13 protein-coding genes are annotated in these 17,793 nt (G+C 70.2%); 9 read left to right on the plus strand and 4 right to left on the minus strand.

The window, feature by feature from the left end; all coding sequences use genetic code 11:
* Positions 1–250: 250 nt before the first annotated feature.
* Positions 251–1,027: a TIGR00730 family Rossman fold protein gene (locus Q0V34_RS13155; protein WP_297512691.1), complete on the plus strand. Its 777-nt coding sequence runs from the start codon at positions 251–253 to the stop codon at positions 1,025–1,027.
* Between the two features lie 16 nt (positions 1,028–1,043).
* On the opposite strand, the gene Q0V34_RS13160 is transcribed toward Q0V34_RS13155, so the two are convergent.
* Both Q0V34_RS13160 and Q0V34_RS13165 read right to left on the minus strand, forming a co-directional pair.
* Positions 1,044–2,738 carry a hypothetical protein gene (locus Q0V34_RS13160; protein ID WP_297512604.1) on the minus strand — a complete coding sequence of 565 codons (1,695 nt, stop codon included), beginning with the start codon at positions 2,736–2,738 and terminating at the stop codon, positions 1,044–1,046.
* A 96-nt stretch (positions 2,739–2,834) separates the two neighbouring features.
* Positions 2,835–3,431: a TetR/AcrR family transcriptional regulator gene (locus Q0V34_RS13165; protein WP_297512606.1), complete on the minus strand. Its 597-nt coding sequence runs from the start codon at positions 3,429–3,431 to the stop codon at positions 2,835–2,837.
* A gap of 201 nt (positions 3,432–3,632) precedes the next feature.
* Here Q0V34_RS13165 and Q0V34_RS13170 point away from each other — a divergent pair, with 201 nt between their 5' ends.
* The 3 genes from Q0V34_RS13170 to Q0V34_RS13180 are packed head-to-tail and all read left to right on the plus strand — an operon-like array spanning position 3,633 to position 9,376.
* A complete protein-coding gene (locus Q0V34_RS13170) occupies positions 3,633–4,799 on the plus strand; it encodes an efflux RND transporter periplasmic adaptor subunit (protein WP_297512608.1) in 1,167 nt (388 codons plus the stop codon).
* A gap of 12 nt (positions 4,800–4,811) precedes the next feature.
* Positions 4,812–7,970 carry an efflux RND transporter permease subunit gene (locus tag Q0V34_RS13175; protein WP_297512610.1) on the plus strand — a complete coding sequence of 1,053 codons (3,159 nt, stop codon included), beginning with the start codon at positions 4,812–4,814 and terminating at the stop codon, positions 7,968–7,970.
* Between the two features lie 2 nt (positions 7,971–7,972).
* Positions 7,973–9,376: an efflux transporter outer membrane subunit gene (locus Q0V34_RS13180; protein ID WP_297512612.1), complete on the plus strand. Its 1,404-nt coding sequence runs from the start codon at positions 7,973–7,975 to the stop codon at positions 9,374–9,376.
* 128 nt (positions 9,377–9,504) lie between these two features.
* Here Q0V34_RS13180 and Q0V34_RS13185 read toward each other — a convergent pair whose 3' ends face one another.
* Positions 9,505–10,005 carry a lipocalin-like domain-containing protein gene (locus Q0V34_RS13185; RefSeq protein WP_297512613.1) on the minus strand — a complete coding sequence of 167 codons (501 nt, stop codon included), beginning with the start codon at positions 10,003–10,005 and terminating at the stop codon, positions 9,505–9,507.
* 88 nt (positions 10,006–10,093) lie between these two features.
* On the opposite strand from Q0V34_RS13185, the gene Q0V34_RS13190 reads away from it, so the two are divergent.
* The gene (locus Q0V34_RS13190; RefSeq protein ID WP_297512615.1) at positions 10,094–10,660 is read left to right on the plus strand and encodes an ABATE domain-containing protein; all 567 of its coding nucleotides are present in this window, start codon (positions 10,094–10,096) and stop codon (positions 10,658–10,660) included.
* Positions 10,661–10,809: 149 nt separating this feature from the next.
* Entirely contained in the window at positions 10,810–10,944 is a 135-nt protein-coding gene (locus tag Q0V34_RS13195) for a hypothetical protein (protein WP_297512616.1), read from the plus strand.
* Between the two features lie 3 nt (positions 10,945–10,947).
* Here the strand turns inward: Q0V34_RS13195 and Q0V34_RS13200 are convergent, their stop codons facing one another.
* Positions 10,948–11,415: an Lrp/AsnC ligand binding domain-containing protein gene (locus tag Q0V34_RS13200; RefSeq protein WP_297512619.1), complete on the minus strand. Its 468-nt coding sequence runs from the start codon at positions 11,413–11,415 to the stop codon at positions 10,948–10,950.
* A 422-nt stretch (positions 11,416–11,837) separates the two neighbouring features.
* On the opposite strand from Q0V34_RS13200, the gene putA reads away from it, so the two are divergent.
* From putA to Q0V34_RS13215, 3 genes are all read left to right on the plus strand, one after another.
* The gene (gene putA / locus Q0V34_RS13205) at positions 11,838–14,927 is read left to right on the plus strand and encodes a bifunctional proline dehydrogenase/L-glutamate gamma-semialdehyde dehydrogenase PutA (RefSeq protein WP_297512621.1); all 3,090 of its coding nucleotides are present in this window, start codon (positions 11,838–11,840) and stop codon (positions 14,925–14,927) included.
* Positions 14,928–14,990: 63 nt separating this feature from the next.
* Positions 14,991–16,376, plus strand: coding sequence for an alpha/beta fold hydrolase (locus Q0V34_RS13210; protein ID WP_297512623.1), 1,386 nt, complete (start codon positions 14,991–14,993; stop codon positions 16,374–16,376).
* Positions 16,373–17,722: a mannanase gene (locus Q0V34_RS13215; RefSeq protein WP_297512625.1), complete on the plus strand. Its 1,350-nt coding sequence runs from the start codon at positions 16,373–16,375 to the stop codon at positions 17,720–17,722. The genes Q0V34_RS13210 and Q0V34_RS13215 overlap by 4 nt, the downstream gene beginning before the upstream one ends.
* The last annotated feature ends 71 nt before the right edge of the window (positions 17,723–17,793 follow it).

Below are 17,793 nucleotides of genomic sequence, written 5' to 3' on the forward strand. Positions count from 1 at the left end.
CGTCGTCCCGCCCCGGCCGCCGGCCGCGCCGCCGGCGCCGCCCTCGCCGATGGGCGTCTTCAAGCCGGTGTTCGACTACACCCACCTCGGCCCCGAGGGCGCCGACCAGGTCTCGGCGCTGATGGCCAAGGCCCTGGCCGAGGCGGTTCCGGAACTGGGGCGCGACCTGCTGCCCTGATCCAGGTCAAGACTTGCGGGGAGCGGGCGCTTAGTCTGGCGTCTTCACAAGCCGAGACCCTCCGTGACCGAGATCCCCGCCCCGTCTTCCGCCCCCGACAACCATGCGCAGCTGACCTCGCCGTCCTACCGGCTGGCGGCGCTGGACCAGGACTTCCTGCTCGGCGAGTCGATGCGCGGCGTGCGGTTCCTGCTGGAGTTCGCGAAGGCCGACGAGACCCTGCGCCGCTGGGGCGTGCGCTCGACCGTCGTGGTGTTCGGCAGCGCCCGCGTGCGCGAAAACGGCCCGGGCCGGCAGGCCCACTGGTACGAAGAGGCGCGGCGCCTGGGCCGGATCGTCTCCGAGCGCGGCGGCGCCAGGCTGGAGACCGGCGAGCACGTCCGCGACAACGTCATCGCCACCGGCGGCGGCCCGGGCGTTATGGAGGCGGCCAATCGCGGCGCTTACGAGGCCGGCGCGCCCAGCATCGGCTTCAACATCACCCTGCCCCGCGAGCAGACGCCCAATCCCTACTGCACGCCGGACCTGACCTTCCGCTTCCACTACTTCGCCATGCGCAAGATGCACCTGGCCATGCGCGCCAACGCCCTGGTGGTGTTCCCCGGCGGCTTTGGCACCTTCGACGAGCTGTTCGAGATCCTGACCCTGCGCCAGACCGACAAGGCGCCGCCGATCCCGATCGTCCTGTTCGACGAGGCCTATTGGCGCGGGGTGATCAATTTCGACGGCCTGGTCGAGCACGGCATGATCGACGCCGCCGACCTTGACCTGCTGCGCTTCGCCGACGACGCCGAGACCGCCTGGACGGCGCTGGCGGAAGGCGGGCTGCGGCTGGCCGAGGCCGGGTAACGCCCCTTCGACGCTCTCAACGCGCGCCTGGGCCGCCCAGCGTCCTGACGCACGCGCGCGTCCTGGCCGGCGAGAGACCAGCGGGGACCTCCAACCGTTGGAAGGTCACCATCGTCTTGCCCACTGGCCGGTAACGGATAACGCGCTCCTGTCCGGTTGCGTCCGTCACGCGGTAGACGATCTCGACGCTGGAGTCGTTCATTGCGCCGCCCTCGCGCCCGAGCCGCGTCATGCCATCGCGCAAGCCGGCGGCATAGGCCGGTCCAGCGGGATCGACGCCCGTGAAGTGGCCGGCCTCGGCCGTCGCATCGGCGTCGAAACCGAGGTCGAAGGCCGGCTGGGTCACCGTCCGTAATTGCAGGCAGGCGAAGGCGTCCGTCGGGAGGGACAAGGTCTCCCCTCGAGTCTCGTAGCGATCGATGTCCGCCAAGGCCGAACGGCCCGCGACCGTCTGGAACGCCGCCTCGAAGTTCACGCGCAGACGGCTCTCGGGCGCGTGGCGGTAGCGCGAGCGCATCTCCCGCATCACCGCGTCCAGGCTCTTGCCGCTCCGGCGCAGCTGCGCATCGAACAGCGCCGCCAGCATGGCGCCGCGCTTGTAGGTGATCTCCTCCACATCGTGGTCGGTCCAATAGGCCTGCGCGATCCGGGCCTCTGGCGCATTGCGCGCCGGAGAAACGCCATAGGCGCGCAGCCACTCGTTCCACGACGCGACATAGGCCGGGAGATCCATCATTCCCGCCCGAAGCAGCATCCGCTTGGTGTAGAAGTCGGTGAAGCCCTCGGACAGCCAGGCGCTGGAGCGATCGGCGTCCTGGGCGCCCAGCTGCGCCGGGTTCCAGGCGTGGAAGTGCTCATGGGCCAGCAGGGGAAGCACCTCCTTCAGCGTGAGCGAGGTCCCCACCCAGAGGGCGAAGGCGCCGTCGAGGCCGCGTCCGCTGTAGGACTCGAAGACCTGGGTCCGCAGCGGCGCCAACGCGATCAGGAACGGCGCGCGGGCCCGATCCCCCCAGAAGGCGCGCTCGGCGCGGACCACGGCGAAGGCGGCTTCGGCGAAGGCTGGGTCGTCGAACCGATCGAACGCGCCGAGCGCGGCGATGCGCAGGCCCGCGTCGCGTCCCCCGCCTCGGATCGTCCGCAGGCGTGGCGAGCCGATCAAGATGCTGTGTAGGATGTCCTCGACCGTCCGGGCGCCAGGGTGGGTCAGGTTGGAGTCGAAGGCGAACCCCTCGGGGGCGCCCGCCCATGTGAAGGTCGCCGGGGCGTCGCGTCGGCCCGCGGGAAAGGCGAAGACCATCTCGCCCGCCGTGTAGAACCAGTCCGGAAGGATGATCGGCCGGGTCTGATCGACGTCCTGCGTGGTCGGCGGCGCGGCGTAGCCCGAGCGGATCCGATAGCGCGCATGCAAGGGAGCCCCGGGCGCGGAGCGGATTTCGGTCTGATCGCCGTCCAAGGGCGTGACGCGGTCGGCGCCCGTGATGACCAGATCCTCGGCGTATCGGCCGGGGCGCTTCTCGCTCTCGACATGGTCGAAGAACCGCAGCCGCGTGACGCCGCTGAGGTCGGCCTTGAAGTCGATATCGACGGCGAGGGCGCGAAGAGCGCCCTTTTCGATCACGGGCGACAGGACATAACGCACCGGCGCGAGTTCGGCCCGAGCCTGCGTCGTCAGAAACAGGGCGATCACCACGCCGAACGAGAAGCGCCTCACGCTTGTTGGCTCCACCCACGACCTCTGATCGTGGATAGCCCGTCGAACGCGCGTCGGTCCAGTCGGCGCCGTGTCCTTCGCCAGCGCAAAAGCGCGTCAGCTCAGCAGGTGCCGCACGGCCGAGCGCAGCACCGCGGCCATGGCCTCGCGGTCGACCTCGGGGTGGTTGACGCCGCGCATCAGCAGGCCGTCGAAGATCATGCCGACCGCCTCGCAGCGAGCCTGGAACTCGGCCTCGCTCCATTCGGGGCGACGGTTGCGCTCCATCATCACGCGGGCCAGGTCGCGCTCCTGCTGGTCGGCGGCGCGGACGATGGCGGCGACCTTGGGATTGCGCGCCGCCTCGGCCACCACCTCCAGGGCCAGGGCCGCGCGGCGCGGGTCGAAGGACTTTTCGATGGCCTCGGGCAGATGGTCCTCGATCGCGTCGAGCAGGGTGCCCGGCTGGCTTTCCAGTTCGGCGAACTTGTCGCGCATCTCGGCCAGGTCCTGGGCGACGATGGCGGCGATGATCGCCTCCTTGTTCTCGAAATAGCGATAGATCTGGCCGACCGAGAGCCCAGCGGCCTTGGCGATGTCGGCCATGCTGGCGCCATGGAAGCCAGACTGGCGCACCCGCTCGCACGCCGCGTCCAGGATCTGCTGGCGGCGCGACTCCGGCGACGGACGGTTCGAGGACGGCTCGTCAATCATCGCGGGTCCCCTTGGGGAGAATCCTGGTGGGCATTACATTTCCGTTAGGTCAGCCGCATTCTCGAAGGGCCGACCTTGACTTGCGACACTACCGCGCCTAAGTCCAGCCCGCCTGAGAATGAACGTTCATTCTCAAATTGTTCATCATGCCGGTTTCGTCAAGGGCAAGAGCCAACGAAGCCACCGCACCCGGGGTCAGACATGCTCTTTCAACGCTCGGCCGCGACGGCGGCCGTCGGTCTCGCCGCCATCGCCCTCACCCTCGCCGCCTGTGGCCAGAAGCCCGGCGGCGGCATGGGCATGGGCGGCCCGGCCGAGGTCGGCTACATCGTGGTCCAGAGCCAGTCGGTGGGTCTGACCACCGAGCTTTCCGGTCGGACCTCGGCGTTCCTGGTGTCGGACGTGCGTCCGCAGGTCGGCGGCGTGATCAAGGCGCGGCTGTTCCAGGAAGGTTCGTATGTGCGCGCCGGCCAGTCGCTCTATCAGATCGATCCGGCGACCTATCAGGCGGCCTACAACAGCGCCGCGGCCGCCCTCGCCCAGGCCCAGGCCACCGCCACCGCGGCCAAGCTGAGAGCCGACCGCTACAGGACCCTGGTCGAGACCGGGGCGGTGTCCAAGCAGGACAATGACGACGCCCAGGCCACCGCGGCCCAGACCGCCGCCGCCGTCGCGGTGCAGAAGGCCGCCTTGGACAACGCGCGGATCAATCTGAACTACACCAAGGTCGCCGCGCCGATCTCCGGCCGCGTCGGCAAGAGCAGCGTCACGCCCGGCGCCCTGGTCACGGCCAACCAGGCCGCCGCCCTGGCCACGGTGCAGGATCTGTCGAAGGTCTATGTCGACCTGACCCAGACCTCGGCCGAGCTCCTGAAGCTGAAGCAGCAGTTCGCCAGCGGCAAGCTGGGCCAGGCCAGCGCTGCGCAGGTCAGCCTGAAGCTGGAGGACGGCTCGACCTATCCGCTGCCGGGCCGGCTGGAATTCTCGGACGTCACCGTCGATCCGGGCACCGGCTCGGTGACGCTGCGGGCGGTGTTCCCCAACCCCGACGGCGTGCTGCTGCCGGGCATGTACGTCCGCGCCGTCCTCGGCCAAGGCGTGGCGGCCGGCGGCATCCTGGTCCCGCAGACGGCGATCAACCGCGACCCCAAGGGCGGCGCCACGGTGATGCTGGTCAACGCCCAGGGCCAGGCCGAGCCTCGCCCGGTCACGCTGGGCCAGACGCTGGGCGACAAGTGGCTCGTCACCGGCGGCCTGCGTCCCGGCGACAAGGTCATCGTCGAGGGCCTGATGAAGATGCGCCCCGGCGCGCCGATCAAACCCGTGCCGGCCGGCTCCAAGCCCGCCGCCCCGCAAGCCCAACACTAAGGCGGGCCCAGGATGCTTTCGCGTTTCTTCATCGACCGGCCCATCTTCGCGTGGGTCATCGCCATCGTGATCATGCTGGCCGGGGCGCTCGCCATCCGGACCCTGCCGATCGCGCAGTATCCCAGCATCGCCCTGCCGCAAGTGACGGTGTCGGCCGTCTATCCCGGCGCCTCGGCCAAGACGGTCGAGGACAGCGTCACCCAGGTCCTCGAGCAGAAGATGAAGGGCCTGGACGGCCTGGAGTACATGTCGTCGACCAGCGACAGCTCCGGCGCGGCGTCCCTGACCCTGACCTTCAAGGCCGGGACCAACATCGACATCGCCCAGGTGCAGGTGCAGAACAAGCTGCAAACCGCCACCGCCCTGCTGCCGCAGGAAGTGCAGCAGCAAGGCCTGACGGTCGCCAAGTCGGCGCGGAACTTCATGATGGTGGTGGGCCTCTATTCCGAGGACCCCAAGGTCACCAACACCGACGTCGCCGACTATCTGGCCTCGAACATCCAGGACCCGCTGAGCCGCGTCGACGGCGTCGGCGACATCCAGCTGTTCGGCGCGCAGTACGCGATGCGCATCTGGCTGGACCCGCAGAAGCTGGCCAGCTTCAGCCTGACCCCCGCCGACGTCGCCGCCGCGATCCGCGCCCAGAACGCCCAGGTCTCGGCCGGCCAGATCGGGGGCACGCCGAACCTGCCGGGCACGGGGCTGAACGCGACGATCACGGCCCAGTCGCGCCTGCAGACGCCCGAGCAGTTCCGCCAGATCATCGTCAAGAACAGCGCCGGCGGCGCCACCGTGCGCCTGGCCGACGTGGCCCGCGTCGAGCTGGGGGCCGAGAACTACGGCTCGGTCGCCAAGTTCAACGGCCACCCCGCCGCCGGTCTCGCCATCCGCCTGGCCCCCGGCGCCAACGCGCTCGACACCGCCGCGGCGGTCAAGGCCAAGATGGCCCAGCTCGAGAAGAGCTTCCCGGCCAACTACAAGTACGTGGTCCCCTACGACTCCACCCCGTTCGTGAAGCTGTCGATCGAGGAAGTCGTCAAGACGCTGATCGAAGCCATCGTGCTGGTGTTCATCGTCATGTTCCTGTTCCTGCAGAACTGGCGCGCGACCCTGATCCCGACCATCGCCGTGCCGGTCGTGCTCTTGGGCACGTTCGGCGTGCTGGCCGCCTTCGGCTACTCGATCAACACCCTGACCATGTTCGGCCTGGTGCTGGCCATCGGCCTCCTGGTCGACGACGCCATCGTCGTGGTCGAGAACGTCGAGCGGGTGATGTCCGAGGAGGGCCTCTCGCCGGTCGAGGCGACGCGCAAGTCGATGAGCGAGATCACCGGCGCCCTGATCGGCATCGCCCTGGTGCTGGCCGCGGTGTTCGTGCCGATGGCCTTCTTCGGCGGCTCGCAGGGCGTGATCTATCGCCAGTTCTCGATCACCATCGTCTCGGCGATGGGCCTGTCGGTGATCGTGGCCCTGATCCTGACCCCGGCGCTCTGCGCCACGCTGCTGAAGCCGGTCCAGGCCGGTCACCACGACGAGAAGACCGGCTTCTTCGGCTGGTTCAATCGCAGCTTCAACGACGCCTCCAACCGCTACCAAGGGGCCGTGCGCGGCGTCCTGGGCAAGGGCGGCCGCTGGATGGCCATCTACGCCGCGATCATCGTGGCCATGGGCCTGCTGTTCATCCGCCTGCCCAGCGCCTTCCTGCCGGAAGAGGACCAGGGGATCATGATCACCCTCGTCCAGCTGCCGCCGGGCGCGACCCAGGAGCGGACGCTCTCGGTGCTCGACACCGTCCGCGACCACTTCCTCAACGACGAGAAGGACGCCGTGCAGTCGGTGTTCACCGTCTCGGGCTTCAGCTTCAGCGGCGCGGGCCAGAACGCGGGCCTGGCCTTCGTGCGGCTCAAGGACTTCGACCTGCGGAAGGCCGGCAAGCTCAAGGCGCAGGCCGTCGCGGGTCGGGCGATGGGCGTGTTCGGCGGCATCCGCGACGCCATGGTGTTCGCCGTGATCCCGCCGGCCGTGCCGGAGCTGGGCACCTCGTCGGGCTTCGACTTCCAGCTGCAGGACACCGGCGGCGTCGGCCACGAGGCCCTGATGAACGCCCGCAACATGATGCTGGGCATGGCCTCCAAGGACCCGAACCTGGCCGGCGTGCGCCCCAACGGCCAGGACGACACCCCGCAGCTGAAGATCGAGGTCGACCAGGCCAAGGCCGGCGCCATGGGCCTGACCACCGCCGACATCAACAGCGCCCTCAGCGCCGCCTGGGGCGGGAGCTACGTCAACGACTTCATCGATCGTGGCCGGGTGAAGAAGGTCTACATGCAGGCCGACGCGCCGTTCCGCATGACGCCCGAGGACCTGAACCGCTGGTACGTGCGCAACAACCAGGGCCAGATGGTCCCGTTCCCCGCCTTCGCCTCGGCCAGCTGGACCTTCGGCTCGCCGCGTTTGGAGCGCTATAACGGCCTGTCCTCGACCAACATCCAGGGCGCGCCGGCGCCGGGCAGGAGCTCGGGCCAGGCCATGGACGCCATGGAGAAGCTGGCCGCCCAGCTGCCGCCGGGCATCGGCTTCGAATGGACCGGCCTGTCGGCCCAGGAGCGCGAGTCGGGCAACCAGGCGCCGGCCCTCTACGCCATCTCGATCCTCGTAGTGTTCCTGCTGCTAGCGGCCCTCTATGAGAGCTGGTCGATCCCGCTGGCGGTGATCATGGTCATCCCGCTGGGCGTGATCGGCGCCCTGCTGGCGACCTTCGCCCGCGGCCTCAGCAACGACATCTACTTCCAAGTGGGGCTGCTGACGACCATGGGCCTGGCCGCCAAGAACGCCATCCTGATCGTCGAGTTCGCCAAGGACCTCTACGAAAAGGGCCTGTCGCTGGTCGACGCCACGCTGGAGGCGGTGCGCATCCGTCTGCGCCCGATCATCATGACCTCGCTGGCCTTCGTGTTCGGCGTGCTGCCCCTGGCCATCTCCAACGGGGCCGGATCGGGCGCGCAGCACGCCATCGGCACCGGCGTGATCGGCGGCATGCTGTCGGCCACCCTGCTGGCGATCTTCTTCGTCCCGCTGTTCTTCGTGGTGGTCGAGCGGGTCTTCAAGCCCAAGCACAAGGGCCACGACCAGGCCGTCGCCGAGCGCGGCGAGACCTCGGAGGCGCATTGATCATGTCGCGTAACCTCATCCTGATCCTCGCCGCCTCGACGGCGCTGGGCGCCTGCGCGCTCGCCCCCAAGTACGAGCGCCCGGCCCTGCCGGTGGCCCAGACCTGGTCGACGCCGACGCCCGAAGCGACCGGCTCGGTCACGGCCGCCGACCTCGACTGGCGCCAGGTGCTGATCGACCCGCGCCTGCGCGGCGTCGTCGACCTGGCTCTGAAGCGCAACCGCGACCTGCGGGTGGCGGTGCTGAACATCGAGCGGGCGCGGGCCCAGTATGGCGTCCAGCGCGCGGAGCTGTTCCCCGCCGTCAACGCCGGCGCCAGCGAGACCCGCTCGCGCACCCCGGCGTCGGTCTCCCAGACCGGCAAGGCCTTCGACACCGAGGTCTATAGCGCCACGATCGGCTTCACCGCCTATGAGCTGGACCTGTTCGGGCGGGTGCGCAGCCTGAACGACGCGGCCTTGCAGAGCTTCCTGGCCACCCAGGAAACCAGCCGGTCGGCGCGGATCAGCCTGATCGCCGAGACCGCCAACGCCTGGCTGACCCTGGCCGCCGACCAGGATCGCCTGGCGCTGGCCCGCGACACCCTGCGCACCCGCGAGGAGTCGCTGCGCCTGGTCCAGCAGCAGGTGGACGGCGGGGTCGGTTCGCTGGCCGACCTGCGCAACGCCCAGATCCTGGCCGAGACCGCGCGCTCGGACGTCGCGGTCTACACCGCCCAGGTCGCTCAGGACCGCAACGCCCTGACGCTGCTGGCCGGCGGCGACACGCCCGCCGACCTGCTGCCCAACGGCGGCCTGGCCGACGCCCAGATCCTGGCCGACCTGCCGGCCGGCCTGCCGTCGGACGTGCTGGTCCGCCGGCCCGACGTGCTGGCCGCCGAGCATCAGCTGCGCGGCGCCAACGCCGACATCGGCGCGGCGCGGGCGGCCTTCTTCCCGCGCATCAGCCTGACCGGCTCGACGGGCACGACCAGCACCGCGCTCGACGGCCTGTTCAAGAGCGGAACCGGCGCCTGGAGCTTCGTGCCGCAGATCAGCCTGCCGATCTTCGCGGGCGGCGCCAATGTCGCCAATCTGCGCGGCGCGGAGGCCAGCCGCGACATCGCCGTGGCCACCTATGAGCGCACGGTGCAGGCGGCGTTCCGCGAGGTCTCCGACGCGCTGTCGGTGCGGGCCACGGTCGCCGACCGGGTCGCGGCCCAGCAGCGCCTGGTGACGGCGGCGGCCAGCGCGCAGGATCTCTCGCGCCAGCGTCGCGACGCTGGAATCGACAGCGCCCTGACTGTTCTGGACGCCCAACGCACCCTATATACCGCCCAGCAGGGCCTGATCACCGCGCGCCTGGCGCGAGCGACCAATCTCGTCACCCTCTATAAGACGCTCGGCGGCGGCGCGCCCGCCGCCTGAGCGATCACGCCTTCCCCGGCGCGCCGGGGAAGTTCGCTGGCCATCATCCCCCACCCCCGATGGTCGCGAACGGAAGGGCGCTCTCCTCCCCCCCATCCCTGGAGGCGCCCTTCCACCCTTTCGGGGGCCTACCGGTCCCGCTTCCATTCCGAGATCGCCGTGGAGCCGTCCGGCCGCGCCGGCACGCGATAGCTCAGCACGTCGCCGTTCAGCACATAGGGGCGGGCCTGAGTCGAGCCTTCCCAGGTCTTGAACGACGCCCCCGCGATCTTGAAGAGCAGCGCGTGGCGGACGTCGTCGATGACGATCGTCCCATAGTGGGTCGAGGAGCCCAGCACCGCGTCCGCATATTCCTCGGCCGTCCCCCGCTTCTTGTCGCCCGAGGCGAACCCCGTCCGCTCGCTCTTGTAAATCTGCAGGCTGTAGCGGCCCTGGCTGTCGATCATCAGCCGGCCCTTGGGCGCCTCGCCATAGTCGTGCGCTCGCGCCCCGCTCGCGGTGATCTGGTCCGCGAGCGTCAGGGTCCAGGTTCCGGCCAACGGAAAGTCGTCGGCGCGCGCCGCACCCGTCATCGCTTGGGTCATGGTCAGGGCCAGGGCGAACGCCAAGCCCGCTTTCATTCCACGCATGTCGCACCCATGTAACTTGTTGAACAGGTTAGTAGCGCAGACTGCGGGAGGCGCCCTAACCTGTCAATCTGGTTTCACGTGAGGATTCGTGACGTCCCGCTCCGAAGAGACCCGCGACGGTTTTCGTTTCAGAGGCGGCAGGCTGCCGCTCGATCTGACCGCCACCCTGGCGGGACGGATCAGCGGCGCCCATCGGGAAAGCCTGAACGCGCCGGCGGACCTCGACCGCTGGCTGGTCGCCGCCGGCCTGACCGACCGCGCCGCGGGCTCCACCGCCGACGATCTCCTCGCCGCGCGCGCCCTTCGCGAGGCGCTTTACGCCCTGGCGACCGCGCGAGCCGAAGGTCGCGCCTTGCCCGACGCGGGACGCGAGGCGCTCAACGCCTTCGCCGCCCAGCCCGCCGCCGCGCCGTGGCTCGACCCGGCGGGCGACAGGAGGTTGCACGGCGGCGTCCGCGCCCTGCTGGCCAGCGTCGCGCGCGAAGCCATCGAGCTCCTGGGCGGTCCCGACGGGCAGCGCGTCCGCCAGTGCCAAGGCCCCACCTGCGCGATCCTGTTCCTGGACACCTCGCGCGCGGGGGACCGTCGGTGGTGCTCGATGAGCGCGTGCGGCAACCGCGCCAAGGTCGCCGCCTTCCGCCAGCGTGAACGCTAGAGCCCGTCGCCATGAGCCTCGAGCGCTTTCGAGGATTTTACCCGAGGCTCGAGGACGCCAAGCCGTACCCGTATTGGGGGCCTTCGCGGACGCCCGTCCGCCTTTGTAGTAAATAAAACCGTGAACAGATTCGGCTCAGCGAGGTTGCGATGCGTGAGCGTAAAGACCTGCCGATCGTGGCGGGTATTGTTCTGGCGAGCTTGCTGTCTTTGGCGGCGATCAGCACTGCCTGTCTCGCGCAACCTTCGATCCTTGACGCTCTGTTTCACTCGCAGGGCAATTAGAGTTCACAGCGGCAGCTGCACGGTGCTCTTGACCTCTTCGAGGACGGCATAGGTCCGTGTCTCGCGCACCCCTGGCATCTTGACCAGAATGTCGCCGAGGAAGCTGCGATAGGCGTCCATGTCGCGCACCCGGGCCTTGATCAGATAGTCGAAGCCCCCGGCCACCATGTGGCATTCCAGGATCTCCGGCGCCCGTCGCACCGAGGCGGCGAAGTCCTCGAACACCTCTCGGGTCGTCCGGTCCAGCACCACCTCGACGAAGATCAGCAGCGCCCGATCGACCTTGGCCGGGTCCAGCAGGGCGGCGTAGCCGGTGATGTAGCCGCGCTCGCGCAGCCGCCGGACCCGGTCGAAGGTCGCCGCCGGCGAAAGGTTGCAGCGCTTGGCCAGTTCGGCGTTGGTGATCCGCCCATCGGCCTGCAGAACCTTCAACAGCCGGCGATCGGTGTCATCCAGAGCAGAACTGGCCATCTTGAACTTTCTTCGAACAAGCTTCGGAATTTAGTGGCGACAAACGTAGCACATTCGGCTGCGTCAGGGGTACACCCTCGATCGTTCCAGTCTCGTCGGGCGCCTCTCTCCCCCCTCCTCGAAGGGCGCCCCGCGTCGACGGCCACCGCCGTCGGGATGGAACCGACGCGACGCTCGCCCCTCTCCCCCAACAGGGCGTCGCGCTAGAGAGGAAGGGGCGCGGTCTCCCCAAGCAAGCGCCCCTTCCTCCCTCCCCAACCGCCACGCTTCGCCAGCCCGCGCCGCGCCGCTCCGGCCGCGCTGGAGCGGACGCGCGTTTGGCGGCCTTTGGCCGAACGCGATACAAGAGCGGCGCGCTACAAACGAAGCACCTTCGGTCGAAGTCGCGTTAAACCGACGATATTCCAAAGACAGGATCGATCATGACCGACTGGGATTCGCTGGACGACGGCAAGTATCGGGACGAAGCGGCGGTGATCGCCGACCTCTTGGCCGCCAAGCCCCTGTCCAACGAGGATCGGGCCGCCGTCCGCGCCGAGGCCGAGGCCCTGGTCCGGGGCGCCCGCCGCGGCGTCCGCAAGCAGGGCGTGGTCGAGAGCTTCCTGCAGGAATTCTCGCTCGGCACCCGCGAGGGCCTGGCCCTGATGTGCCTGGCCGAGGCCCTGCTGCGCACGCCGGACGACGAGACGCGCGACAAGCTGATCGCCGAGAAGATCGGTTCGGCCGACTGGGCCAGCCACCTGGGCGGCTCCGACAGCCTGTTCGTCAACGCCTCGACCTGGGGCCTGATGCTGACCGGCAAGATCGTCGAGCCCGACGACGAGGCCAAAAAGGACCTGCCGGGCTTCGTCAAGAAGCTGGCCGGCCGCCTCGGCGAGCCCGTCATCCGCGCCGCCGTCGGCCAGGCCATCCGCATCATGGGCGAGCAGTTCGTGCTGGGCCGCACGATCGAGGCGGCCATCAAGCGCGCCGCGCACGAAGACACCATGTGCTCGTTCGACATGCTGGGCGAAGGCGCCCGCACCGCGGCCGACGCCGCGCGCTACGAGAAGGCCTATGCCGACGCCATCGAGACGGTCGGCAAGCTGTCGAAGGGCGCGGGTCCGGAAAAGGGCCACGGCGTCTCGGTCAAGCTCTCGGCCCTTTGCCCGCGCTACGAGGCCACGCACGAGGACCGCGTCTGGGAGGAGCTCTATCCCCGCACCCTGCGCCTGGCCCTGATCGCGGCCAAGCACGACCTGAACTTCACCATCGACGCCGAGGAGGCCGACCGCCTGGCGCTGTCGCTGAAGCTGCTGGACAAGCTGTGCCGCGAGCCGGCGCTGGGCGACTGGAAGGGCCTGGGCCTGGCCGTCCAGGCGTATCAGAAGCGCTGCGGCGAGGTGATCGCCCGGCTGCGCGCCCTCTCCGAGGAGACCGGCCGCCGCCTGATGGTCCGCCTGGTCAAGGGCGCCTATTGGGACAGCGAGATCAAGCGCGCCCAGGTCGCCGGCCGTCCGGACTATCCGGTCTACACGACCAAGCCGGCCACGGACCTGTCGTACCTGGTCAACGCCAAGGCCCTGATCGACGCCGCCCCGCACCTCTACGCCCAGTTCGCCACCCACAACGCCCACACCCTGGCCGCCGTGGTTCGCATGGCCAAGAACGCCGGCGTCGCCATCGAGCACCAGCGTCTGCACGGCATGGGCGAGGCGCTGTATAAGGCCGCCGACGAGCTCTATGACGGGATCGTGCTGCGCGCCTACGCGCCGGTGGGCGGCCACGAGGACCTGCTGCCCTATCTGGTCCGCCGCCTGCTGGAGAACGGCGCCAACACCAGCTTCGTCCACGCCTTGCTGGACGAGCGCGTGCCGGTCGAGAAGGTCGTCACCGACCCGGTCGACGCGGTGGAAGCCCACCCCGACCGCCACGCCAAGATCCCGACCCCGATCGAGGTCTATGGCCCGCGCCGCAAGAACAGCGCCGGCCTTGATCTGTCGGTGAAGGCCGATCGCGCGCGGCTGCAAGCGGCGGTGGCGGCGCTCGACGCGCTCACCCTGTCGGCCGGACCGCTGATCGGCGGCAAGATCGTCGCCGGCGGCCCGCCGCTGCCGGTCACCGCCCCGGCCGACGAGCACAAGGTGGTCGGCGCGGTCTCCGAGGCGCAAGGGCCGCAGATCGACGAGGCCTTCCGCCTGGCCCGCGCCGCTCAGCCGGCCTGGGACCGGGCGGGCGGCGCCGCCCGCGCCAAGGTGCTGCGCGCCATGGCCGACGCGCTAGAGGCCGATATCGACCGCTTGATCGCCATCCTGGCCCGCGAGGCCGGCAAGACCCTGGCCGACGGGATCGCCGAGGTGCGCGAGGCGGTCGACTTCTGCCGCTACTACGCCGCCCTGGCCGAGGACCAGTTCGGCGACGGCGAAATCCTGAAAGGCCCGGTCGGCGAGACCAACAGCCTGCGCCTGGCCGGGCGCGGCGTCTTCGTCTGCATCAGCCCGTGGAACTTCCCGCTGGCCATCTTCACCGGCCAGATCGCCGCGGCGCTGGCCGCCGGCAACGCCGTGCTGGCCAAGCCCGCCGAGCAGACGCCGCTGATCGCCTCCGAGGCCGTGAAGCTCTATCACGCCGCCGGCCTCGATCCGCGCCTCCTGGCCCTGCTGCCCGGTCGCGGCGAGACCGTCGGCGCGGCCCTGGTCGCGCACGAGGGCCTGGACGGCGTCGCCTTCACCGGCGGCACCGACACCGCCTGGCGGATCAACCAGACGCTCGCCGCCCGCCAAGGTCCGATCGTGCCGTTCATCGCCGAGACCGGCGGCCTCAACGGCATGTTCGTCGACACCACGGCCCAGCGCGAGCAGGTGATCGACGACGTGATCGTCAGCGCCTTCGGCTCGGCCGGCCAGCGCTGCTCGGCCCTGCGCCTGCTGTTCCTGCCCGAGGACACCGCCGAGCACATCATCGACGGCCTGAAGGGCGCGATGGACGCCCTCGTTCTCGGCGATCCGGCCCAGGCGGTCACCGACGTCGGCCCCGTCATCGACGCCGAGGCCCGCGAGGCCCTGGAGCAGCACCAAGGCCGCCTGCGCCGCGAGGCCAAGCTGCTGCACGCCCTGAAGGCGCCGACGGACGGGACCTTCTTCGCCCCGGTCCTGGCCGAGATCCCCAGCGCCGACTTCCTGGAGCGCGAGGTGTTCGGCCCGATCCTGCACGTGGTCCGCTACAAGCCGGAGAACCTCGAGCGGGTCGCCGGCGCCCTGGCGGCCCGCCGCTACGGCCTGACCCTGGGCGTCCATTCGCGGATCGAAAGCTTCGCGGCCGACGTCCAGCGGCTGGTCCCGGCGGGCAACTGTTACGTCAACCGCTCGATGACCGGCGCCGTGGTCGGCGTTCAGCCGTTCGGCGGCGAGGGCCTGTCGGGCACCGGTCCCAAGGCCGGCGGTCCGCACGCCCTGCTGCGCTTCGCCGTCGAGCGGGCGCTGAGCGTCAACATCACCGCCCAGGGCGGGGATCCGGCGTTGCTGAACCTGTAGCCGCCTTCACAACCGGCGGTCGATCGGCTTAAGCTCGCCCGTCCTTGGGGGAGCTTGAAGTCCATGCGTTTCCTGACCCCGGCGGCGATCGCCGCCGCCCTTCTCGCGCCGAGCCTCGCCCAGGCCCAGACCGGGGCCTTCGCGGGGGATTGGTATGGCGCGCTGAACGCCGGCGGAGGCCAGGTTCCGCTGGTCATCCACGTGGCGGCCGATGGCGGCGCCAGCGTCGACAGCCCCGCCCAGCACGCCGTCGGCCTGGCCGCCGCCGCCACGGTGGCGGACGGCAAGCTCAGCGTGACGCTGAAAGCGGTTCCCGCCGGCTTCCAAGGCGCGCTGTCGGCCGACGGTAAGACGCTCGTCGGCGAGTGGATTCAGGGCGGGGTTCGGCTTCCCTTGACCCTGAGCCATACCGCGCCGGCGGCCGCCCCCGCGCCCAAGCGTCCGCAGACGCCCCAGCCGCCGTTTCCCTACCGGGCCGAGGAGGTCGCCTACGTCAATCCGGCCTCGGGCCTGAGGTTGGCGGGAACGCTGACGCTGCCGCCGGGAGCCGGTCCCTTTCCAGCCGTGGTGCTGATCACCGGATCGGGCCAGCAGGATCGTGACGAGACCTTCTTCGACCACAAACCGTTCTGGGTGATCGCCGACGCCCTGACGCGCCGGGGCGTGGCCGTGCTGCGCGTCGACGATCGCGGCGTGGGCGGTTCTCAGGCCGGGGACCTGGCGCGAGCCACCACCAGCCAGTTCGCCACCGACGTGGCGGCCGGCGTCGCCTTCCTGCGAGCGCGCGGAGACATCGACCCGGATCGGATCGGCCTGATCGGGCACAGCGAGGGCGGCCAGATCGCGCCGATGGTCGCCGCCAAGGACCCCCGCGTCGCCTTCCTCGTCCTGATGGCCGGACCCGCGATCGACGGACTCGAGCTGCTCGTCGCGCAGAACCGCGCCATCGCCGAGGCCTCCGGCGCGTCGGCGGGCGAGGTCGCGGCGATGCTGAAGACCAAGCGCGCCTGGTTCGAGGCCGCGCGCGACGCCCGCGACGACGACGACGCCCGAACCCGGCTCTCGGCGGTCCTGGACCAGCAGGGCGTCCCCGCCGGCGCGCCCCAACGCGCCGCCGTCCTGGCCCTGGCCGTCCCCTGGTGGCGCGAGTTTCTGAAGTCCCATCCCGCCGAGGTTCTGAAGACGGTCCAGGTTCCGGTGCTGGCCCTCAACGGCGCCAAGGACACCCAGGTGCCCGCCGCCGCCAACCTGGCCGCCACCCGTCAGGCGCTGTCCGGCCACAAGGACGTCGAGATCGTGGCTTTGCCCGGCCTCAACCATCTCTTCCAGACGGCCGGGACGGGCCTGCCGGACGAATACGGTAAGATCGAGCAGACCTTGGCCCCGGAGGCCTTGACCCGGATCGTCGACTGGACGGTCGCCCACGCCGCGAAGCGGGCGGCGCGGTGACCCTTCTCCGGCGCGATTGGCTGGTCGCGCTGGGTCTCTGGGCCGGCGGGGCGGCGCTCCCGGCGTTGGCCGCGCCTCGAAACGCGCCGCCGGACCCGACGACAGGCTTCGTCGCGGTGAAGGACGGCCGCCTGACCCTCGATGGCCGCCCCTATCGCTTCGTCGGCGCGAACCTGTGGTACGGCGCGTGGCTGGGCTCGCCGGGCCGCGCCGGGGATCGCGAGCGGCTGACGCGCGAGCTGGATCGGCTGAAGGCGCTGGGCGTCGGCAATCTGCGGGTCCTGGGCGCGGGCGAGCGCTCGCCGGCCAAGGCGGCCGTCTCGCCCACGGTGCAGGAACAGCCCGGCGTCTACGATCAGGACCTGCTGAAGGGTCTCGATTTCCTGCTGGCCGAGATGGCCCGCCGCGACATGAAGGCGGTGATCTATCTGAACAACTTCTGGGACTGGTCGGGCGGCATGCCGGCCTATCTGAACTGGGCGGGAAACGGGCCCTGGTTCGCGGCCGGCGACCCGAACCATCCGTGGCCGGAATACCCCGACTACGCCGCCCGCTTCTACGCCGACGACAAGGCCAACGCCCTCTTCCGCCGCTACCTCGTGAGCCTGGTCGGGCGGGTCAACACGGTCACGGGCCGCGCCTATCGCGCGGACCCGACGATCATGGCCTGGCAACTGGCCAACGAGCCGCGCCCGGGCGGGACGGAGGCCCATCTCGACCGCCTCCTGCCGCCCTATCTGCACTGGATCGAGGAGACCTCGGCCATCCTCAAGACCCTCGACCCCAAGCACCTGGTCTGCACGGGCAGCGAGGGCGTCATCGGGTGCCTGGGCAGCGAGGCCTGCGTGCTCGCGGCCCATCGCCCCGCCACGATCGACTATGTCACCGCCCACGTCTGGCCCAACAACTGGGGCTGGATCGACCCCAAGAACCAGGCGGCGACCTATGCCGCCGGCGAGGCCCGCTGCCGCGACTATGTCGCCCGCCACATCGCCCTGGCTCGACAGCTGGGAAAGCCGCTGGTGATCGAGGAGTTCGGCCTGGCCCGCGACGCCCGCGCCCTGACCCCCGGCTCGGCCGCCACCGACAAGGACCGCTTCTACCGCGCGATCTACGACCTGGCGCTGGCCGACATGAAGGCCGGCGGCCCGACCGCCGGAACCAACTTCTGGGCCTGGAACGGCGAAGGCCGCGCGCAGCATGCCGACGGCTGGTTCGCGGCGGGCGACAAGGCCTTCGTCGGCGATCCGCCCCAGGAGGAGCAGGGCCTGTACGGCGTCTTCGACACCGACGCCTCGACCCTGGCTGTGATCGCCGACCACGCGGCGGCGGTGCGGGGGCTCTAAGTCCGAAAGGGGATTGTCACCGGTGTCATCCGTGATACCGCTTCGGCGGACGCGCCCCAGAAGCGTCGGAG

The sequence above is a fragment of the uncultured Caulobacter sp. genome, from assembly GCF_947036865.1.
In the GTDB taxonomy this organism is placed as follows: Bacteria; Pseudomonadota; Alphaproteobacteria; order Caulobacterales; family Caulobacteraceae; genus Caulobacter.